Raw genomic sequence first — 21,375 nt, 5'->3', positions numbered from 1 at the left:
AACTATTACTAAATTTAGCAGGTATAAAGAGTTAAGCAGTTTAATTAGCCCTGTCACTGAGGTAATGAAACTGCTCTATAAGTTTAAATTTAATAAAAATAGCGGCCAAGATAAATAGTGAGAGCGTAGCCTATTGTATATGCAACTAACAATGCGGGAATATAACGACAATAGGAAAAGAAAGTAATTTCTTTTAACTTGCTCATCGCGATAATACCTGACGCTGAGCCGATAACTAATAACGAACCACCCACTCCAACAGCATAAGTTAACCCTAACCATTGAGCTGAATTAAGAATAGGTTCTGCTTTTAATAATGCAGCGGTTAGTGGCACATTGTCTAACAAAGATGAACCTATCCCAGCCACATAGTTAGAATACATAGGGTCAAACTGAGCATAAAGCTGAGTAACCATTTGTAAAATCCCTATTTCTTTTAACATGCCAACTAATAGCAATATTCCTAAGAAAAACAGCAGGGTATCAAACTCTATTTGGCGTATGTATTCCAGTACTTCACGTTCTTGCTTATCATTTTTGTACATTTGACCAACTAGGAACATAACGGATAAACCAGTCAAAAAGGTAAGTACCGGAGGAATAGCAAAAAATACGTTAAACAGCATCGTACTTAAAATGGTACTAAAGAAGATAATAGCAATCAGCACATCAACGGTTTCATAGCCTTTTTTCGCTGGTGTTGTTATCACTTGGCCTTTTAAACCTATCGAAAAAATACCTGCTAAAAACAACACACTAACCAACGAAGGTAAAAGCAGCATGAATAGCTGAGATATTTGTAAATGCCCTTCAAGGTATATCATCAAGGTAGTTACATCACCGGTAATTAAAGCAACACCACCTGAGTTAACCGCAAAGACAACTAAAATAGCCATCCTAAGTTTGGTTCTCGTATCGACATTAAACGACTGTAATAACGTAAGAGAGACTAATGTAGCGGTAATATTGTCACAAATTGCTGACAGTAGCAGTGAAAATATAGCCACCAAAAACATAATAATAGTCACTGAAGCCTTTGCCGGAAAAAGTCTTTGCACGGCCATTTGAATAACGCCTTTGCTATTAAGGTAAGCAACAAAAGTCATAGTGGACATTAAAAATAGCCACAATACGGCAATTTCTAATAAATTTTCTTCAAGGCTATGATTGATTAATTCGTGTTGAGCGGGCTCGGCAGCAATAAATAGGATAATCCAAGATAAACATCCCAGAAACAAAGTGGTTTTTGCTTTATTAATATGAGTAATTTCTTCAAATACGATGGATAACAATGCTAAGAAAGCAATAAAGATAAGGGAGTATTCCAACATAAAACCTCTCAGGGTCTAATAGTAGAGCAATTGCACTAGGGAAATTTATGGTGCGAACTATATAGGAAATCTACTAAGGTTAGAAGTAACAAAACCGAATAAAAAAAGCACCAAACATAACGCAGGTGCTTTGAATTATTTACAAAGATAGATGTGGGAACCAAGCAAAATTAAATAATCTGATTTTGCTTCCAAGCTTCCTCTTTATCTATACGAGTTTGCCTTTCTCTTTCCAATCGTTTGTCACATGGAGAGTCACAATTACAAGCTTTGTCTATCCCTAACACTCCTAATCCACCGCAACTTCCAGCAATTGACTTTTTCTTTACTAAATAACCAATAGACATTGCAGCGAAAACCGCTAACAACATGACTAATGTTAATAAAAATACTTGCATCAATAACCTCTACTTTTGGTTTACTATTTTTTCTTTAAAAATTGTTCAAATTGTACCGTTGCTTGCTCTTTAAAGCCATCATCGGTTTTTGAAATTAAATAAACCGCTAAATTATGCTGCTTAGCAAATTCATAAGCTTGCTCTGGTCCCATCACCATCATCGCTGTTGATAAACCATCCGCAGTCATAGATGAAGGATGGATCACGGTAACAGACACCAGTTTATGATTAATCGGCTTACCTGTATGAGGGTCGATAATATGAGAGTAACGCACACCATTGTCTTCAAAGTAAATTCGATAATCACCCGAGGTGGCAACCGCATTGTCGTTTGGCACAATGATTTGCTGAATTTTTCTTTCATTATCTACTGGTTTTTCAATTGCAACGTGCCAAGCTTCTCCACCGGCCTTAGTACCTTTTAACCTCATCTCGCCGCCAATCTCAACTAAGTAATTAACAAAGCCTTGGCTTTCAATAAAGTCAGCAACGACATCAACACCATAACCTTTTGCGATAGTCGACAAATCAACATACAAATCAGGAATTGATTTAGATAACAGGTTACCGTTAAGTGACAGTTTATCTAATCCAATACGCTTTTTAGTCGCATTAAGAACTTCATCGGTTGGAATAACATCTGGACGGTGTTCTGGTCCAAAACCCCATAGATTAACCAAAGGCCCAACGGTGACATCTAATTTCCCGTTGCTTAATTTACCTAATCTAATTGCTTCTTTAACAACACGCTTAAGTCCATCAGAAATTTCAATAGCTTCTAATGACTTAGACGAATTAAAAAGAGAAAGTTCAGAATCTGGTATATAAGTCGACATTTCTTGGTTAACTTGTACTAACAGAGCGTCTATTTGAGATTGTAATTGGGCAGGGTCAAAAGAGTCAGTAGTGACTATTTTAATATTATAGGTTGTGCCCATTGTTTTGCCTTGCAGCAAAATAGGTTCGACTTTAGTTTCTTGAGTGCAAGAAACCAAAAAGGCCAGCCCCATAAGGGCTAGCCAGATTTGTCCTAATATCTTCTTAGGCATAACTTTGATTATCCACCAAAGTCATCTAGTAAGATATTCTCGTCTTCAACACCTAAATCTTTAAGCATGTTAACGACGGCAGCATTCATCATTGGAGGACCACACATGTAGAACTCACAATCTTCTGGTGCTTCATGATCACGCAAGTAGTTCTCAAATAACACGTTATGAATAAAGCCAGTGTAACCTTCCCAGTTGTCCTCAGGTTGAGGATCAGAAAGTGCTACATGCCATTCAAAGTTGTCATTTTCAGCAGCCAACATGTTGTAATCATCTTCATAAAACATTTCACGTAATGAACGAGCGCCGTACCAGAAGCTCATTTTACGATTTGTTTTCAAACGTTTTAATTGGTCAAAGATATGAGAACGCATTGGAGCCATACCAGCACCACCACCAACAAATACCATTTCAGCATCAGTATCTTTAGCAAAGAACTCACCAAATGGACCAGAAATCGTTACCTTGTCACCCGCTTTAAGGTTAAAGATATACGATGACATTTTACCCGCAGGTAAATGCAATCTTCCAGGAGGCGGCGTAGCGATACGCACGTTCAGCATAATAATGCCTTCTTCTTCTGGATAGTTAGCCATTGAGTATGCACGAATAGTTGGTTCGTCAACTTTCGCTTCAACATCAAAGAAACCAAAGTGATTCCAGTCGCCACGGTATTGCTCATCAATATCAAAATCTGAATACTTAAGTTCATAAGCAGGCGCTTCGATTTGAATATAACCACCGGCACGGAATGGAACAGACTCGCCATTTGGTATTTGAAGCTTAAGCTCTTTGATGAAGGTTGCTTTGTTATCGTTAGAGATAACTTCACATTCCCACTGTTTAACACCAAAAATTTCAGGCTCTAATTCGATATCCATGTCTTGCTTAACAGCAACCTGACAAGATAAACGACAACCTTCTTTCGCTTCTTTCTTCGTGATGTGTCCTTCTTCGGTAGGTAAAATATCACCACCACCAGAATGAACATGTACACGACATTGGCCACAAGTACCACCGCCGCCACAAGCTGAAGGAATGAAAATACCTTTATCAGCCAACACGTTTAATAATTTACCACCGGCTGAAGCAACAACTGTCTTATCAGCTTCACCGTTGATTGAAATTGTGACATCACCTGAAGATACTAACTTCGACTTAGCGAATAAGATCACTAATACCAAAACTAATACTATTGCGGTAAACATCGATACGCCGAGAATGATTTCCATCGACTTTTCCTTTAATTCTATCTAAGGGTTTTAAGACTCAATAAATGACTCTTAAAACCGACATTAACCTTACAGAGAGATACCACCGAAAGAAAGAAAGCCAAACGCCATCAATCCTGCAGTAATAAACGTAATACCCAAACCTTTTAAGCCAGCTGGCACGTCTGAATATTTCATCTTCTCACGAATACCTGCTAGCAATACGATAGCAAGCGCCCAGCCGATACCAGAACCGATACCGTAAACCACACTTTCACCAAGAGTTAAGTTTTTCGCAACCATAAAAGAAACAGCACCAAATATTGCACAGTTAACTGTTATTAATGGAAGGAAGATACCTAACGCATTGTATAAAGGAGGAAAGTACTTATCTAAAATCATTTCAAGAATTTGTACCAATGCCGCAATAACACCGATAAATGTAATGAATGATAAGAAGCTTAGGTCAATTGACTTGGCTGGATCTGTAATTCCCATTACGCTATCTAACGCACCTGGCGCTAAAATGCTTTGGTAGATGATTTGGTTAGCAGGAACTGCTAGACCAAGTACCGCAATAACGGCAACACCAAGACCAATGGCTGTACTTACTTTCTTAGACACAGCTAAGAAAGTACACATACCTAGGAAAAACGATAAGGCGATATTCTCAATGAAAATCGTTTTAATTAATAAACTTAAATAATGTTCCATCTAATTTAGTCCTTCTCTACTTGCTCTGGTTTCCACTGACGGATAGCCCAGATGATCAAACCAATGATGAAGAAAGAGCTAAATGGCAATACCAATAAACCGTTTGCTTGATACCAACCGTCGTTTTGAATTAACGGAAGGATCTCAATACCAAACAAGGTACCAAAACCAAATAGTTCACGGAAAAATGCAACTGTAACCAAGATAGCGCCATAACCTAAACCGTTACCAATACCATCAAGGAAACTAACAACCGGCTTTTCTTTCATAGCAAAAGCTTCGGCACGCCCCATTACGATACAGTTAGTGATAATCAAACCAACAAATACCGATAATTCTTTAGATAACTGGTAAGAGAAAGCTTTTAACACTTGGTCAACAACGATTACCAATGACGCGATAATCGCCATTTGCACGATAATACGTACACTTGAAGGTATAAAGTTGCGGATCATAGAGATGAACAAGTTTGAGAATGCCGTTACCAAAATAACCGCAAGACTCATAACAATAGCGTTAGCCATCGAACTTGTAACCGCAAGAGCAGAACAAATACCTAATACTTGTAATGCAATCGGGTTATTGTCAACGATAGGACTCGTTAATACTTTTTTAGCATCTGAAGACATTATTTCATCCCTCCATTAGAGTTTGCTGCGCGGTACTTAGCGATGAAAGGACCGTAACCTTGTTCACTAAACCAGAACTGAAGTGTACGAGTTACGCCGTTACTTGTTAGCGTAGCACCTGATAATGCATCAACACCATGGATGTCGTCTGCTTTAGCACCACCTTTTACAAGTTTAACAACAGGCTCGCCAGCTTCGTTGTATACTTTTTTACCCGGCCATAACGCTTTCCATTTAGGGTTCATAACTTCTGCGCCCAATCCTGGAGTTTCTTTATGATCAGAGTAAACAACACTGCGAATTGTATTTAAGTCAGCTTCAAGGCCAACGTAACCATACATTAAGTCCCATAAACCAGAACCTACGATAGGTAAAACAATTGTCTTAACGACACCAGCATCATCATGTACTAAGTAAACAACTGCATCATGTGATTGACGATTAATACCTGCAGGGTCATTTTCAAGTTTCTCTGATTTTTCTGAGTCACGTGCATTACGACGTTCATCAAATAAAACCGGATTACCTTCAATAAACTCACCAGAGGCTAAATCAATCATTTTAGCTTCTACGTATTTATTAAACGTAGCAACGATGCTTTTAGGATCTTTACCTGAAGCTTCTAACAATTTAGATGCTTCTAAGATTTTAGTTTGTTGGTCTAATAGTTTATTCGCAACTTGCAGTGGTTTTAACTGAACTGCAGAAAACGAAACTAAAATTGCACAAACAACACAAACGATAAATACGAAACCAACCGTTTTGCCAAACGTTTCTTTAGAATTAGACATTACGAGCAAGCCTCCGTTTAATATTGCCTTGTACAACAAAGTAGTCGAACAAAGGAGCAAACAAATTAGCGAATAATATAGCTAACATCATACCTTCTGGGAAAGCAGGGTTAACAACACGAACTAACACAACCATTAAGCCGATTAATAAGCCGTAATAGAATTTACCTTTGTTAGTAAATGATGCTGATACTGGGTCAGTTGCCATAAAGAAGGCACCAATTGCCCAACCACCAAGTACTACATGCCAGAACCAAGGCATAGCAAACATTGCATTAGTGTCACTACCAACCATGTTGAATATAGTAGAAGTGATTATTGTACCGGCGAATACACCAGCAACAATTCTCCACGACGCTATACGAAGATAGATAATGAACAGACCACCAATTAATAATGCTAATGACGATACTTCACCAACTGAACCAGCAATGAAACCGTAGAACGCTTCAGTCCATAACGCCACATTATTGTAATCAATTGAGCCAGCAACGCCTTGACTTAACATAGTCGCGCCAGAGAAAGCATCCGCAGCAACCCATACCGCATCACCTGAAATTTCAGCAGGATAAGCAAAGAATAGGAAAGCACGACCAGCAAGGGCTGGGTTTAAGAAGTTACGACCAGTACCACCAAAGATTTCTTTAGCAATAACAACACCAAATGTAATACCTAATGCGGCTTGCCATAATGGAATTGTAGAAGGAAGAATTAATGCAAACAAGATTGAGGTAACGAAGAAACCTTCATTAACTTCATGTTTACGTACAGAAGCAAAGATAACTTCCCAAAACCCACCAACAAGAAATACTGTTAGGTAGATAGGTAAGAAGAAACATGCGCCGTACCACATTTTAGTAGCCCAACCAGCCTCGGCGGTTAATTCACTACCAAACAGGCTAAATAAGCTAACTTGCCATGTGTCTGGTACTGAGTAACCAGCAATCAAAGCATCTACTGCTTGATGACCAACGTTAAACATCCCAAAAAACATTGCAGGAAACAATGCTAACCAAACCATGATCATGATACGTTTTAAATCAACACTATCACGTACGTGTGTTTGGCCTTTATTTACTAAACCTGGAGTATAAAAAATAGTTGCTGCTGCTTCATACAGTGCATACCATTTTTCGTATTTTCCACCTGGTTCAAAATTAGGTTCTATTTTTTCTAAATAACTCTTAAGACCCATGACTAACCCTCTTTTTCAATCGTCGTTAGGCAATCACGAAGAATTGAACCGTATTCATATTTACCTGGGCAAACAAATGAACAAAGTGCTAAATCTTCTTCACCTAATTCCAAACAACCTAATGTTTGCGCAGAGTCTGTATCACCAGAGATAAGGTCTCTTAGTAATAAAGTTGGCAAAACATCTAATGGCATAATGCGTTCATAGTTACCAATTGGCACCATTGAACGATCTGAACCATTGGTCGTTGTCGTCATGTTGAATAACTTTTTAGGAGATAAGTGGCCTAAGAAAGTACGTGTAATTGAGAATTTTTTAGAACCAGGCACAGCCCAACCTAAAAATTCTTTTTCACGGCCTTCGGCTAATACTGAAATTTGTAAGCTATAACGATGTAAGTAACCGTGAACACCCATTGCAACTGAACCAGATAATACTGAACCAGAAACGATACGATTTTCACCATCTTCTAACTCGCCAGATGTTAAATCAGCGGTAGATGCACCTAAAACAGTACGAACTAAACGAGGATTTTTAACTACAGGGCCAGCTAAAGAAATAACACGTTGGTTATAAACTTCACCAGTTAAGAATAATTGCCCGTAAGCAATAACTTCTTGGTAGTTAATATGCCAAACTTTTTTAGTCGCAGATACAGGATCAATAAAGTGAATATGTGTACCAACTAAACCTGCTGGGTGTTTACCCGCAAATTCATGTACAGCAACTTTATCGCCAGAAGCTTGAACAGAAGAACCAGCCGCTTTTGCTACATTCACTTTTCCGTCAGTTAATTGAGCTAAAACCGCAAGACCTGCGTTAAACGCGTCTTGTTGTTCAGCAATAATTACTGCAGGGTCAGCCGCTAATGGATTGGTATCCATAGCATTAACAAAAATCGATACTGGAGTAGAACCAACCGCTGGTACTTTATCGAATGGACGAGTGCGCAATGCAACCCATTGTCCTGATTCAACAAGTTGCTCAGCAACTGCTTCACGAGAAAGAGATGAAATCGCATTAGCTTCGTGTTTTGCAAACATAATTTGCTCATCACCAGCCACTTCAATCACAACAGATTGAAGTACTCGTTTTTCACCACGATTAACTTCTTTGATTACGCCAGAAGCGGAAGCAGAGTATTTAACGCCAGGGTTCTTTTTATCTTCAAAAATAACCTGACCTTTTTTAACGCTGTCTCCTACCTTAACATACATCGTCGGACGCATGCCGTGGTATTCTTCACCAAGCGTAGCAACAGTTTTAACTGTTGGGCCATCATGGATGGCTTGTTGTGGAGCTCCCTCAATAGGAAGGTCCAATCCTTTTTTTATGTTGATCATACGCATATGCACTGTTTAAGTTGAAAGATATAGATTTTAAAAAATTCGCGAAATCATAGCTCCGCAAATATTCATAAAAATTAATTCGTAAAAAAATGTTACTTCCACGTTAGCCCGAAAGTGTAGCACCTAACCCCCCTTTCTGACCAACTTAAATTTTAAAAAATATGGCCAAGACTCTAATAGTTGGGCATATTTTATTCAACTAACTGACAAATATAAGTAGCAGAAAAACAAAAACCGAATGAAACTACGGAATCATTCGGTTTTTTATTATTTTTGCTAACAATTAAACTAGATTATTTAGAGCTACGTCAGGGTTTGCGTCCGCATCATAATCTACATTGTCATAATCAAAACCAAACAAATGTAAAAACTCTTGATGGTAGCCTTTATAATCTGTTAGTTCGTCAATTGTATCCGTATCGACTGCATCCCAAACAGCTTGAACTCTTGACTGAACGTCTTCTTCAAGTTCTTTATAGTTTTGGAATAAGTGACCGCCAGCATCCAATCTTGGGCTGTCGTTAAACAAGTTTTCTTTAAACAAAGCGGTAATTTGTTCAATTACACCTTCATAAGTACCATCTTGCTTCATCACTTTAAATAAAGCCGATATATATAGAGGCATAATTGGAATAGCAGAACTTGCTTGAGTCACGACTGCATTTAGTGAAGATACATAAGCTGAGCCGTTTAAATTAGCAGTCGATTTTTTAATAGACGTTACCGCACGGTCTAAGTCTTCTTTAGCTTTACCAATAGTTGCATGACCATAAATAGGCCAAGTTAGTTTTTTACCTATATAGGTATAAGCTGTGGTTTTGAAATCATTTGCTAATACATCTGCATCTTTTAGCGCATTAATCCAAAGTTCCCAATCTTCACCGCCCATGACTTTAATTGTATTATCAATTTCATCTTGATTGGCAGCTTCCACTGATACTTCATCAATCACACGTTTAGACGTATTCAAGTTCTTAGTCGTAACTGGATTACCAATAGGTTTTAAGGTTGAAGAATATACTTCACCAGTAACTGGGTCTGTTCTTCTTGGCGATGCCAAAGAATATATAACCAGATCAATTTTACCCATATCTGCTTTTATGGTTTCAATTGTCTTTTGTTTAATTTCAGTAGAAAACGCATCACCGTTAATATGTTTAGAATAAATACCAGCTTCTTCAGCTGCATTTTCAAATGCTACCGTATTATACCAACCCGCTGAACCTGTCTTCTTTTCGGTTCCTGGCTTTTCAAAGAAAATACCTAACGTATTAGCTCCGTGCCCAAAAGTAGAAACAATACGAGACGCTAAGCCATAACCCGTTGAGGCACCAATAACCAATACATTTTTTGGACCATCTTCTGCAAAGTCATTTTGTTTTACATACGCAATCTGACGGTTAACACTTTCAGCACAGCCTGCTGGATGAGCATTAGTACAAATAAATCCACGAACCTTTGGTTTAATAACCATGTTTAAATCCTGTCTAAAAAAACGTTAAATAAATAATTGCGCAGAGTCTACTACCCTTCCGCTCAAAAACAGATCAGACTTCCTAAATAAATATCTTCATTTATAAGTAATACGTAGTAAACGCAGCTATACCACAAGACTTCTCTTTCTAGAAAAGCAATAAACCATTATTTCTAACGATTGTTAGCAACATTAACCCCCACATATATGCGTAGTCATTAATTACGTAATACATAAATCCCCCTTTCAAAGGTAAAAATGAGTATTCACAGGTAATAATTGCCTATCTACATCTCATTTATAGATAGATAAGCCATTAAAACAGCTTAAATATAATTATTTTTAATCTACTGCGTTTTTATACCCAAGAGCGTCAATTAAAGCAAATTACCAATAAAATCATTAAGTAACCTTGTCATAAAAATGTAACTTAATTACAAAAACAATCAAAACACATAAAAACCACCATTAATTATGTAATTTAATTACATAATTGTATTTACAATACGGAATTAATTAGTATAATTACTCTACATTAGAATATTTACTCTAGTAACAGATTCAAAAACTTAATATATAAACAAGGTGATTTATTATGAAAAACTTATTTACAGCAGCACTTTTAACACTAGTTAGTTCACAAACGTTTGCAGCTGAAGCTGATTACAAATTTGTCGCATTAGATAAAACTGATGCAACAGAAATATGTTTATCTGCAGCAACAAATGGATATTATGAAGCTAGAAAAATCGCTAAAAACTCAGCTTTATTTAGTGAAGTAGAATTCATTACTACAAAATGTAATGGTATGTCTATCCGTCAATTTGCAAAGAAATACACTGAAGTTGCAAGCGCTCCTGCTGAATTAACAAATACAGTTTCTTATGAATTTAAAACAGTAGATAACACTGAAGAAAGCCAAATCTGTGCTGTTGCAGCAAAAGAAGGCATGAGAAAAGCAATCAACTTAGGTGGATTAGAAGCTAAGTTCCTTACTTGTAACGGTTTACGTATAGAGTCATTTGCACGTAAATTCAAAAACTCTTAATTTACAGCTCCAACACAAAAACACGACTTATCAAAAAGCCACATTTTTGTGTAACTTAATTACAAATTAATTAAGTTTAGATTTCATAGTTTCATCACCTTTGCTTCCCCCTAAACAATTGGGGGAATCAGGTGCTGCAAATTGTAAGCTCCACTCTTCGACCGTATAAGTATGAATAGCCAAAGCATGAATATGATTTGCTAATTCATCCGCTAAACACCCATTGACAAGTCTATGTCGTTGGATCAATCGCTTCCCAGCAAATTCATTAGATACTACAACTACTTTAAAATGTGATTCACTGCCTTTTGGCACGTTATGTTGCGAACTTTCATTTTCTACCGTTAAATGAGTTGGCGAAAACTGAGCGTTTAGTTTGTCTGTAATTTGTGTTTGAATTTTCATATTAAATCTTATCTTGTTGATCTTTGTTTATGGTAACCAATTAAGCACTCCATGAATAACAAAGATTACATTAATCACTTTGTAATATATTACGAAAGGTTAAACTAATTCGACCTTGCGTTACTTTTTTTCTTGCCGGAACTGCATGTTTATAACTGGCCTGTACGCCAGGTTTCATTAACAGTAAACTGCCATGTCCTAACTCCAGGTTGATGGTTTCGCCCAAATTATTGTGCTTAACTTGAAAACTTCTTTGAGCACCAAAACTAACCGTCACCACTGCAGGTGAAGGACCAAGTTCTTTTTCATCATCAGCGTGCCAGCCCATTTTATCATTACCGTCTCGGTATAAATTAACCAATGCAGAGTTGAACGTTTTCCCAACCAGCTTTTCTACTTGAGTTTTAACGTCTAATACATATGGATCCCAATCAACCGCTTTGAACAATTTACCACTATATTGATAATGCATGCCGATATCGCCCATCCAACATTGCAATCGAGGCACTAAATGTAATTTTCCATAAACTTCAAGACGAGGTTGCTGCCAAGTAAGATTATAAAATAAGTACTCAAAAGCATCATCTGCGGCTTTTTCTTTGACGAAATTAGGTACATATGTAAAACCTGGAGGTAAATCTAAGGTTTTATCGGTTATTTCGTCATCTAATTCAAATAAATCGAATTGCAAAATTTACTTCGCTGCTTGGGAATGGGACAATAGGGTAATGATAATTAGTTCTTCACTAAACGGCGAGTAAAATATGAACGTACAATGGCAAATAATCGACAAGCAATATGACTTGTTTCGTTTCCCTAAAGGGCAACATGACAAATCTTTACAGGCTTGGGATAGTGCTGATGAGTTAGTGGTAGAACATTTACTCGCTAATGACGAAGTAAGCACAGACGGTTTACTTATTTTAAATGACAATTTTGGCGCATTAGCTGTCGCTCTTAATCATTTATCACCAACGGTAGTAACTGACTCTTATGTAAGTCAGCAAGCCATTTTACAAAACTGTGAAGCTAATGAACTTACCGCACCTAAATTATTAGATAGCTTAGAAAAGTTACCTGAGTCTAAAACAGTTATCCTTAGACTAACTAAAAACATGGGTTTTCTAGAGTATCAACTTGGTCAAATAAGCCAACTAGCCGAACCTTGCCAAATTATTGCAACTGGTAAAACAACGTTAGTTACTAAAGGTGTTTTAGCTTTATTTGAGAAGTACTTAAAAAATGTAACAACGAGTTTGGCTAAAAAGAAAAGTCGTCTTATATTTGCTGAGCACGATAACTCAATGCAAGTACCTGAAAGTAAATACCCAGTAACGGTTGCTTGGCCAGAGAAAGCTCTCGATGTTAAGTCGCACGCAAACGTATACAGTAAAGAACAAATAGATATTGGTGGTCGCTTCCTAGCTGAAAATTTACCTGAATTAACAAGAAACCAGATAATCGTCGACTTAGGTTGTGGTAATGGCTTAATTGGCCTTTCAGCTCTTCATCAAGCAAAAGAACGTAACATTGACATCAATGTAAAATTTCTTGATGAGTCATTTATGGCTGTAGATTCAGCAAGATTAAATGTAGCAGAGCAATTTGAAACACAACTTGAACAGTGCGAATTTACTGCAACAGATTGCTTAACGGGTGAAGAGCCTCAGTCATTAGATTTAATCTTGTGTAACCCTCCTTTCCATCAGCACAATACCATTACTGAACATATTGCACTGCAAATGTTCACTCAAGCCAGAGAGATGCTTAAAAATGGTGGGAAAATATTTGTAGTGGCGAATAATCACCTGCATTATTCATATCATTTGAAAAATATCTTTGGTGGATTTAAGGTTCATAGAAAAAACACTAAATTTACCATTTATAAATGTACTAACCATTTGGAGCCTAAATAGTCATGTTTAAAAAATTACTTATACTTGTCCTTATATCTAATGTTTACGCTTGTGCAAATAAAGCAAAGCCTGTTGTAATAGCACCTGAACAAACTATAAACAAACAATTTATGGGTGTTAAAAGCATTGAATTTAATGATCAAAGAACTAACAAAGCGCTAGCCGTTATTAACGGTGAAAGCTTACCTTTGACTAAAGATCTCGTTAGCGTTATGCAAGATTGGTTATCTAATTCAATAGAAACGAATCAAAACGGTACTAAAGTATTAACCGTTAACCTACTTTCTTTTGGTAGCTTCATAAAACAAGAAACTATGTCATTCAGCATGGAATCGGTATTGGAATGGGAGCTTAAATTAGAGTCGAATAAAGGTACTTGGACTAAGTCATATCAAACGACTATGGCAGAAGAAGGCCCTCTTTCAGCTGACAATACAATTGTAGAGCGTCATTTAAACAAACTAGCAACTGTGTTACTAGAAAAAAGCTTAAATGATCCTGAATTTACTCAAGCTATTTTTAAATAGCTTTTGAGTAGCCAATCCAGTTCTAACTAACTTTGGTTAATAATATGAAACGTTTGTTACTTACTCTAATGCTCAGTCTATTTACGTTTGATGGCCAAGCGGCTGTGCAACCTACAGGTCAGTACATTCAGCCTAATAATTTGTTTCCTAAAGTTTTGTTTGTTACCTCTATAGGAAACATAACCGTTGAACTGGATAGAATGAAAGCACCTATTACTGTAGATAACTTTTTAAGTTATGTAGATGCTAAACGATATGAGGACACTATATTTCATAGATTAGAGCATAATTTTGTTCTACAAGGTGGTGGCTACACCTCCAAAATGGAAAGTGTTGAAGAGTTTCCTCAAATTGTGAATGAATCAGGTAATGGTGTTAAAAATGATCAGTTCTCCTTATCAATGGCTAGACAATACACACCACATTCAGCAACAAGCCAATTTTTCTTCAATTTAGCAGATAATGACAGTTTAAATCCAGGCAGAAACTGGGGATATACGGTTTTTGGTAGCATTATTCAAGGCGAAGATGTATTGGAAAAACTTGAGGGAATTGAAACAGATATCTCTCCAGAGCTAGGTTGGCCAAGCTTTCCAACAAAAAAAATAGTCATTATTAAAGTGCAAATATTGGCCGAATAGTAATATCTGACTATAATGAGTCTTAACGTATGTAGGGTTACAAACGACATACAGAAGTGTTTTTCCCTTTAATTATAATAAAACTAGGGAGGGAGTGTGGTAGACGCTCAGCGGTTCATTAGTAAAAAAGCATTTCAATTAACCAACTATGCTTCAGCTTTAGTTGATGGGATCATTCCATCAACGGAAGTAGATTTGTATTGTTGGGATACGATTGAGGAGTGGTCGCAATTTCAACCAGCTACCTTGAAAGTATCACCTATGGAAAGTGCATTTTGGTATTTGTTGTACCAGATAACTTTCTGGAATCCAAAAGAGATCAGAACATGCCCTGTTCTGAAGTCAGAAGTTGATTCCTGTATCGATTTTTTAAGAGGCGACGGTATATATCCTGATTTTTGTTCTGGTGTTCGTCCTTAATACTTGACCTCTGATGAAATGTTATAAACAATCAGCCTTTAGTTTTCTAACAGGCTGATTTTTTTTGTCATTACTTTCTATTAAAACTGCAATTTCATCCACCTTTTCTGTCTATTTAGAACGAAGTGTCATTCGTTTATTTTTTCTAGGGTTTTCAGCTGGCCTACCTATCTTATTAGTTTTTTCTAGTTTGTCTTTTTGGCTTAGAGAGGCTGGGATAGATAGAGCAACCATTGGTTATATGAGCTGGGCTGCTTTGGCTTATGGTTTTAAGTGGATATGGTCACCAGCAGTGGACAAAGTACCATTACCCATTATCAGCCGCTTACTAGGCCGCAGACGAAGCTGGTTACTGCTTACACAAGTTTGCTTAATCATAAGCATAGGTTCGATGGCAATGATCAACCCGCAAATAAACTTATACTACGTACCTTTAGCGGCAATCGCAGTGGCATTCTTTTCTGCAACACAAGATATAGTGATCGACGCTTTTAGAATTGAGTCAGGTGATGATAAACAGCAAGCTGCTATGGCTGCGACTTACCAGATAGGTTATCGCTTTGCGATGATTGTTGCCTCAGCAGGTGTTTTATTATTAGCTGCAACTTTTGAAACAAGTACCACCTATGATTACTTTGCATGGCAAAAAGCGTATTTGATAATGGCCTTGTTAATGGGCGTTGGCTTACTAACTACTTTATTATCTCCAGAGCCAGATGTTAGCCTTAAATCTGAAGATAATAAAAAATCCACAGCAACAAGTCCCATCAGTTTTATTCTGATGTTAAGAGAGGCTTACGTTACGCCATTATTAGAAATCGTATCACGCTATAAATGGCATGCTGTTGTGCTTATTATATTAATAGCAACGTATCGAATATCCGATATTGTAATGGGCGTAATGGCAAATGTATTCTACGTAGACATGGGTTACACCAAATCTGACATTGCACTCGCCTCAAAAACTTACGGGCTTATAATGACGCTCACAGGGGCTTTGTTAGCTGGAAGTCTAGTGAACAAATATGGCGTTTTAAAAATACTGCTTATCGGTTCAATATTATCGGCATTGACCAATATCTTATTTATCTTTTTATCTCAGTCTGATTACAATTTAACTTTGCTATACACAGTAATATCCGTTGATAACTTAAGTGCAGGTTTAGCAACAACAGCGTTCATTGCTTTTTTATCGTCGTTAGCATCTAAAGAATTTACGGCAACACAATATGCATTTTTAAGTTCTGCTATGTTGCTATTCCCTAAGTTTTTAGGTGGGTTTTCGGGCGTGTGGTTAGAGTCGTTAGGTTATACTTACTTCTTCTCAATGACAGCGATTCTCGGCTTGCCTACGGTTGTTGCTATTTTGTACCTCATGAAACAAAAATGGCACGCTTAAGCGTGCCATTTTATACGTTGGTTTATTGTTGATCAATTTAATATCAACTTTAAACCTTCAAGTGGATCAACTTCCAACGCTTTGCAGTAGCGTAAATATTCTACTATATCAAGACGACGTTCTTGATTCTCAACCTTCCCAATGAATGAGTGAGGCGTTCCAATAATTAACGAAAGCGTTCTCATTGTATGTCCTTTCTCTTTACGTTTTGCTTTCAACCAAGCCATTAAAACATTATTTTCTTCCGACGAGACTGACTTGCCCATCATAGTAGATACTCCCAAAATACAACTCCAATAAGTTAACTTTTAATTATTACAACTTTTTAACATAAGATGGTAAAGAGTTATAGCGCAGAGTGCGCCGGTGATTAATTACAAATACTGGCGACTGTGCTAAACGAATTTACTTTTATCGTGGCGAATACATCAAGTCTTCGATATGATAAAACAACCTAATAAATCATTTGAGTTTTTATGCTTAAGTTTTTCTTCCTTATCCCTACACTATTGTGTATCTGTTGGTGGTTATATTTACACCAAAACAACTGGTCCATAGAACAAGGTAAAAAAGGGTTTCTTTACATAATTGGACTATCTTTGGTCGCGATCATATTTTACAGCTTAATGTACTTGCTTAATCATAGTAGTTAATTCCCTTTTTTGTGTAAATTTGTACAGAAAATAGGAATTAATTTAAGCTGGAAAATATTGTGAGCAGAAGATAATTATTGAAGTTATAGATAAAAAAAATCCGCCATCAAAACTGAGGCGGATTTTTTTAAACTAACCAGAGACTACATTCATTTCACAATGGAAAGATGTGACCCTTTTTTAGCTTTATTCTGTTTTTTGTCATCTTCAGAAATTGTTTTTTCAGACGTGGACTCTACTACTGAGATATGAGATGAATTATCATCTTCCAACTCAAAATCAACATCTTCTAATTCAAATTCTTCTGGTGGGAACATAGTACCAGCACCATTCTCTTGAGCGTATATCGCACTTATTGCATAAATAGGGATATACACTTCAAAAGGAACACCACCAAACCGAGCAGAAAAAGTAATTTGCTGTTTATCCATATTGAATAATTGCACTGCAGATGGACTAATATTTAATACGACTTGGCCATCTTTTACTGTTTGCTGTGGTACTGCAACATGAGGCATATCGGCTTCAACAACGATGTACGGAGTACATTCGTTATCTAAAATCCAATCATAAAACGCCTTTAATAAATAAGGGCGGTTTGAACTCATGTTTATAGTCTCTGACATAATATAGGCTTAGTAAGTTGCGTGGATATCTTTCTCAAGGTCTGTTAATGACGCTTGGAATGATTCACGTTCAAATACACGTAGCATATATGTTTTAATTTCTTTAGCTGCAGCACCTTCAAGCTCGATTCCCCAAGCTGGTAAACGCCATAATAATGGAGCTAAATAACAATCAACTAAACTGAACTCATCGCTCATAAAATATGGTTGTTCTGCAAATACAGGAGAAATAGAAAGTATGCTTTCTTTTAACTCTTGACGTGCATCTTCGTCACCATCTTCAATTTTACGAGTTAATGAATACCAATCGTTTTCGATACGGTCCATCATTAAACGACAACGACCACGAGCTACCGGATATACTGGCATTAGTGGCGGATGAGGGAAACGTTCGTCTAAATATTCATTAATTATATTTGCTCTATACAAACCTAACTCACGGTCAATTAACGTAGGTACGTTACCGTAAGGATTAACTTCATATAGATCTTCAGGCATGTTGTCAGGCGTTACGTAATTAATATCAACGTTAACTCCTTTTTCCGCCAAGACAATACGTACTTGGTGACTATACATATCGTTAGCACCTGAAAATAAAGTCATTACCGCTCTTTTGTTTGCCGAAACCGCCATTTAACTCTCCGAAATCTTGAATCAAAAAAGGGGCTAAATACCCCTTTCTTTAATAAGTGCAGTATACAGTCAACAGAAACATCTAGCTAGGATTACCTCTGTTAACTGAGATATTGTTTTATTCTATTTTACGTCTTTCCAGAACTCTTTCTTAAGGAGTACCGCTAAAACAAAAAATATGAAACAGTATAATAGAGCTTTCCAGCCTAAGCTTTGACGCTCTAAGATCATTGGCTCACCAACGTAAACCATGAAGTTAGTAATATCTAACGCTGCACGGTCGTATTCGTCTTCACTCAATTCACCAGAACCATCAACAACAATTCGCTCACCTAACGATACACGTTGAAGCTCACCGTCGATTAGTTGCTCTTCAAAATGCTCTTCTTTGTGAGGAACGCCCTGTAGTTCTTGTAAAACATGAGGCATACCAACATCTTTAAATACTGTATTGTTCACGCCAAATGGACGTGAAGGGTCAACATAGAAAGACTTTAAGTAGCTATAAATCCAATCAGCACCGCGTAAACGAGACTCTAAGGTTAAATCAGGTGGTGTTGCACCAAACCATTTAGCTGCACTTTTTTCTGGCATAGCGTTCTTAATATGAGCGCCAACTTTAGTATTCTTAGTAAAGATAAGGTTCTCTAACCCTGCGTCTAATGGAATACCTAAATCGTTGAACGTACGTTCATAACGTTGATACTGCATCTGGTGACAACCAGAGCAGTAATTCATGAATAATTTAGCCCCACGTTGCAAAGATGCTTTGTCTGTTAGGTCTACATCAGCGTGGAATGGTAAACCACCACCGCTTGATGCAAACGCTGCAGATGACACTAAACCAACAAATAATCCAAATGTACAAATTAGCTTTTTCATTATTTAGTGATCCTATCAGGCAATGGTTTAGTATTTTCATTTTTGCTGTAAATCCATAAGGCAACAAAGAATGCAAAATATAAAACAGTAAATACAGGTGCAAGTATATCTGATGCTGCTGTGGCTGGCGTGCCGCCAAAGTATCCTAAAGCAATAAACGATATTGCAAATACCCATAAGTTTACTTTGTGTAAACCACAACGATAGCGAACAGAGCGAACTTTACCGCGATCTATCCAAGGTAATAATGCTAACAAGATGATTGCACCAAACATGGCAATAACACCCATTAGTTTGTGAGGTACTGCTTTCAAGATTGCATAGAAAGGCGTGAAGTACCAAACAGGGAAAACATGTTCAGGCGTTTTCAATGGGTTAGCAGTTTCAAAGTTAGCGTGCTCAATAAATTTCCCATTAAAGTCTGGGTTAAAGAACATTACGTAACAGAATAAGAAAATGAATACGCCAAATGCCATTAAGTCTTTTAATACCATATGAGGGAAGAAAGGCACTACGTCATTTAATATATCTTTCTTAGATGTATAGTATTCGTGGAATTCAAATTTAGTTTTATCTTCTTCTGCCACAGTTCCTTTTTTACGTTTTACATCAACGCCATCTGGGTTGTTTGACCCAACTTCATGTAAAGCAACAATGTGTAAGAATACTAAAATAACAATCACTAGTGGCAATGCAATTACATGTAATGCAAAGAAACGATTTAGTGTCGCACCAGATACAACATAATCACCACGTATCCAAAGTGCTAAGTCATCACCAACAAATGGGATTGCACCAAATAATGAAATAATAACCTGAGCGCCCCAATAAGACATTTGTCCCCATGGTAATAAATACCCCATGAAGGCTTCAGCCATTAGTGCAAGATAAATAAACATGCCAAACAACCACAGTAACTCACGAGGCTTTTGGTAAGAGCCGTACATCATACCGCGGAACATATGAAGATAAACGACAACAAAGAAGGCTGATGCGCCAGTTGAGTGCATATAGCGAATAACCCAGCCATATTCCACATCACGCATAATATATTCTACAGAAGCAAAAGCGCCTTCAGCAGATGGTACGTAACTCATCGTTAACCAAACACCAGTTAAGATTTGGTTTACTAATACGATTGTGGCTAAAAAGCCAAATACATACCAAAAGTTCATATTCTTAGGTGCAGGGTACTGCGCCATGTGCATGTTATACACACGCGTCATTGGGATGCGAGCATCAATCCAATCAACAATAGTTTTAAACATTACGCAGCTCCTTCTTTATCTTTACCAATTAATATAGTGGTATCGTCAATATAATAATAAGGAGGTATCTGTAAGTTTAAGCCAGCTGGAACGCCTTTAAACACACGTCCTGCTAAGTCGAACTTAGAGCCATGACAAGGACAATGGAAGCCAGAACTCACGCCTTCAACTATTTCCTCATAACCTTCAGAGATATATGTTGGAGAACAACCTAAATGTGTACAAATACCAACAGCAACTAGAATCTCTTCACGTGAAGAGCGAGTCATGTTTTGAGCGTAACTTGGTTGCTGTTTTTCTTCAGATGATTCAGGGTCTAACAATCTATCCCCAATTTGGCCAAGTTGTTCAAGCATCTTTGGAGTACGGTATACAACCCAAACAGGTTTACCGCGCCATTCAACTCTGATCAATTGACCAAGCTCAAGCTTTGTAATATCTACTTCAACTGGGGCCCCTGCCGATTTTGCTCTAGCACTTGGGTTCCATGAAGCAATGAAGGGTACTGCCACCGCTACCGCTCCTGCACCACCAACCACTGTGGTTGCTGCAGTAAGGAAACGACGACGACTATTGTCTACAGGCGCATTGCTCATCCAATATTCTCCGCGATTAAGGATTAATAAGCATGTAAGAATTACTAAAGACTAGGTAACGAACTCTTACATTTTTGTTATTGTAGAGGATTCTACCGAAAAAGCCCTATACAAAACAAGGCAATATAGTCATTAAGAAATAAAAAAGTGACAATTAACAAATCTCTTCGCTAAGTCGGTCATTATTTACACTTAAATTACTTTTTAAAAAGCAAAAAAA

General features: G+C 37.2%; 24 protein-coding genes. 6 read left to right on the top strand and 18 right to left on the bottom strand.

What is annotated here, in order from left to right:
• Window positions 1-89 precede the first annotated feature (89 nt).
• The 10 genes from nhaD to fabV form a co-directional block, all read right to left on the bottom strand.
• Window positions 90-1,331: a sodium:proton antiporter NhaD gene (gene nhaD / locus BTO11_RS05900; RefSeq protein WP_105051733.1), complete on the bottom strand. Its 1,242-nt coding sequence runs from the start codon at window positions 1,329-1,331 to the stop codon at window positions 90-92.
• A 170-nt stretch (window positions 1,332-1,501) separates the two neighbouring features.
• Entirely contained in the window at window positions 1,502-1,729 is a 228-nt protein-coding gene (nqrM, locus tag BTO11_RS05895; RefSeq protein WP_105051732.1) for a (Na+)-NQR maturation NqrM, read from the bottom strand.
• Between the two features lie 23 nt (window positions 1,730-1,752).
• Window positions 1,753-2,778, bottom strand: a complete 1,026-nt coding sequence (locus BTO11_RS05890) for an FAD:protein FMN transferase (protein ID WP_181135853.1) — start codon at window positions 2,776-2,778, stop codon at window positions 1,753-1,755.
• An 8-nt stretch (window positions 2,779-2,786) separates the two neighbouring features.
• Window positions 2,787-4,010: an NADH:ubiquinone reductase (Na(+)-transporting) subunit F gene (gene nqrF, locus BTO11_RS05885; protein WP_105051730.1), complete on the bottom strand. Its 1,224-nt coding sequence runs from the start codon at window positions 4,008-4,010 to the stop codon at window positions 2,787-2,789.
• Between the two features lie 69 nt (window positions 4,011-4,079).
• A complete protein-coding gene (gene nqrE / locus BTO11_RS05880; RefSeq protein ID WP_105051729.1) occupies window positions 4,080-4,703 on the bottom strand; it encodes an NADH:ubiquinone reductase (Na(+)-transporting) subunit E in 624 nt (207 codons plus the stop codon).
• Window positions 4,704-4,708: 5 nt separating this feature from the next.
• Entirely contained in the window at window positions 4,709-5,332 is a 624-nt protein-coding gene (locus BTO11_RS05875) for an NADH:ubiquinone reductase (Na(+)-transporting) subunit D (RefSeq protein WP_105051728.1), read from the bottom strand.
• Window positions 5,332-6,123, bottom strand: a complete 792-nt coding sequence (locus BTO11_RS05870; RefSeq protein ID WP_105051727.1) for a Na(+)-translocating NADH-quinone reductase subunit C — start codon at window positions 6,121-6,123, stop codon at window positions 5,332-5,334. The genes BTO11_RS05875 and BTO11_RS05870 overlap by 1 nt, the downstream gene beginning before the upstream one ends.
• Window positions 6,116-7,318, bottom strand: a complete 1,203-nt coding sequence (locus tag BTO11_RS05865; protein WP_105051726.1) for an NADH:ubiquinone reductase (Na(+)-transporting) subunit B — start codon at window positions 7,316-7,318, stop codon at window positions 6,116-6,118. The genes BTO11_RS05870 and BTO11_RS05865 overlap by 8 nt, the downstream gene beginning before the upstream one ends.
• Before the next feature lie 2 nt (window positions 7,319-7,320).
• Window positions 7,321-8,661, bottom strand: coding sequence for a Na(+)-translocating NADH-quinone reductase subunit A (locus tag BTO11_RS05860; RefSeq protein ID WP_105051725.1), 1,341 nt, complete (start codon window positions 8,659-8,661; stop codon window positions 7,321-7,323).
• 289 nt (window positions 8,662-8,950) lie between these two features.
• Window positions 8,951-10,141 (bottom strand): enoyl-ACP reductase FabV, encoded by a 1,191-nt coding sequence (fabV, locus tag BTO11_RS05855; RefSeq protein WP_105051724.1) that lies wholly within the window; start codon window positions 10,139-10,141, stop codon window positions 8,951-8,953.
• 595 nt (window positions 10,142-10,736) lie between these two features.
• On the opposite strand from fabV, the gene BTO11_RS05850 reads away from it, so the two are divergent.
• On the top strand, window positions 10,737-11,189 hold the full coding sequence (locus BTO11_RS05850; protein WP_105051723.1) for a hypothetical protein: 453 nt from the start codon (window positions 10,737-10,739) through the stop codon (window positions 11,187-11,189).
• A 66-nt stretch (window positions 11,190-11,255) separates the two neighbouring features.
• Here the strand turns inward: BTO11_RS05850 and BTO11_RS05845 are convergent, their stop codons facing one another.
• On the bottom strand, window positions 11,256-11,594 hold the full coding sequence (locus BTO11_RS05845) for a BolA family protein (protein WP_105051722.1): 339 nt from the start codon (window positions 11,592-11,594) through the stop codon (window positions 11,256-11,258).
• Window positions 11,595-11,664: 70 nt separating this feature from the next.
• Entirely contained in the window at window positions 11,665-12,285 is a 621-nt protein-coding gene (locus BTO11_RS05840; RefSeq protein WP_181135852.1) for an alpha-ketoglutarate-dependent dioxygenase AlkB family protein, read from the bottom strand.
• A 73-nt stretch (window positions 12,286-12,358) separates the two neighbouring features.
• On the opposite strand from BTO11_RS05840, the gene BTO11_RS05835 reads away from it, so the two are divergent.
• From BTO11_RS05835 to BTO11_RS05815, 5 genes are all read left to right on the top strand, one after another.
• Window positions 12,359-13,510, top strand: coding sequence for a methyltransferase (locus BTO11_RS05835; RefSeq protein WP_105051720.1), 1,152 nt, complete (start codon window positions 12,359-12,361; stop codon window positions 13,508-13,510).
• Window positions 13,511-13,512: 2 nt separating this feature from the next.
• A complete protein-coding gene (locus BTO11_RS05830; RefSeq protein ID WP_105051719.1) occupies window positions 13,513-14,037 on the top strand; it encodes a YajG family lipoprotein in 525 nt (174 codons plus the stop codon).
• 44 nt (window positions 14,038-14,081) lie between these two features.
• On the top strand, window positions 14,082-14,678 hold the full coding sequence (locus BTO11_RS05825; RefSeq protein WP_105051718.1) for a peptidylprolyl isomerase: 597 nt from the start codon (window positions 14,082-14,084) through the stop codon (window positions 14,676-14,678).
• A 96-nt stretch (window positions 14,679-14,774) separates the two neighbouring features.
• Window positions 14,775-15,098, top strand: coding sequence for a hypothetical protein (locus tag BTO11_RS05820; RefSeq protein WP_105051717.1), 324 nt, complete (start codon window positions 14,775-14,777; stop codon window positions 15,096-15,098).
• A gap of 64 nt (window positions 15,099-15,162) precedes the next feature.
• Window positions 15,163-16,497, top strand: coding sequence for an AmpG family muropeptide MFS transporter (locus tag BTO11_RS05815; RefSeq protein WP_219846457.1), 1,335 nt, complete (start codon window positions 15,163-15,165; stop codon window positions 16,495-16,497).
• A 32-nt stretch (window positions 16,498-16,529) separates the two neighbouring features.
• On the opposite strand, the gene BTO11_RS05810 is transcribed toward BTO11_RS05815, so the two are convergent.
• The 6 genes from BTO11_RS05810 to petA form a co-directional block, all read right to left on the bottom strand.
• Window positions 16,530-16,766 carry a helix-turn-helix domain-containing protein gene (locus BTO11_RS05810; protein WP_105051716.1) on the bottom strand — a complete coding sequence of 79 codons (237 nt, stop codon included), beginning with the start codon at window positions 16,764-16,766 and terminating at the stop codon, window positions 16,530-16,532.
• A 533-nt stretch (window positions 16,767-17,299) separates the two neighbouring features.
• Window positions 17,300-17,758, bottom strand: a complete 459-nt coding sequence (locus BTO11_RS05805; protein ID WP_105051715.1) for a ClpXP protease specificity-enhancing factor — start codon at window positions 17,756-17,758, stop codon at window positions 17,300-17,302.
• A 27-nt stretch (window positions 17,759-17,785) separates the two neighbouring features.
• The gene (sspA, locus tag BTO11_RS05800; protein ID WP_105051714.1) at window positions 17,786-18,409 is read right to left on the bottom strand and encodes a stringent starvation protein SspA; all 624 of its coding nucleotides are present in this window, start codon (window positions 18,407-18,409) and stop codon (window positions 17,786-17,788) included.
• Between the two features lie 123 nt (window positions 18,410-18,532).
• Complete coding sequence (locus tag BTO11_RS05795; protein WP_105051713.1) at window positions 18,533-19,291, bottom strand: cytochrome c1; 759 nt, start codon at window positions 19,289-19,291, stop codon at window positions 18,533-18,535.
• Window positions 19,291-20,559 (bottom strand): cytochrome b, encoded by a 1,269-nt coding sequence (locus BTO11_RS05790; RefSeq protein WP_105051712.1) that lies wholly within the window; start codon window positions 20,557-20,559, stop codon window positions 19,291-19,293. The genes BTO11_RS05795 and BTO11_RS05790 overlap by 1 nt, the downstream gene beginning before the upstream one ends.
• Window positions 20,559-21,155 (bottom strand): ubiquinol-cytochrome c reductase iron-sulfur subunit, encoded by a 597-nt coding sequence (gene petA, locus BTO11_RS05785; protein WP_105051711.1) that lies wholly within the window; start codon window positions 21,153-21,155, stop codon window positions 20,559-20,561. The genes BTO11_RS05790 and petA overlap by 1 nt, the downstream gene beginning before the upstream one ends.
• Between the last annotated feature and the right edge of the window lie 220 nt (window positions 21,156-21,375).

This window comes from Psychrosphaera saromensis (genome assembly GCF_002954545.1).
In the GTDB taxonomy this organism is placed as follows: domain Bacteria; phylum Pseudomonadota; class Gammaproteobacteria; order Enterobacterales; family Alteromonadaceae; genus Psychrosphaera; species Psychrosphaera saromensis.
This window is presented reverse-complemented; position numbering and strand designations above follow the sequence as displayed.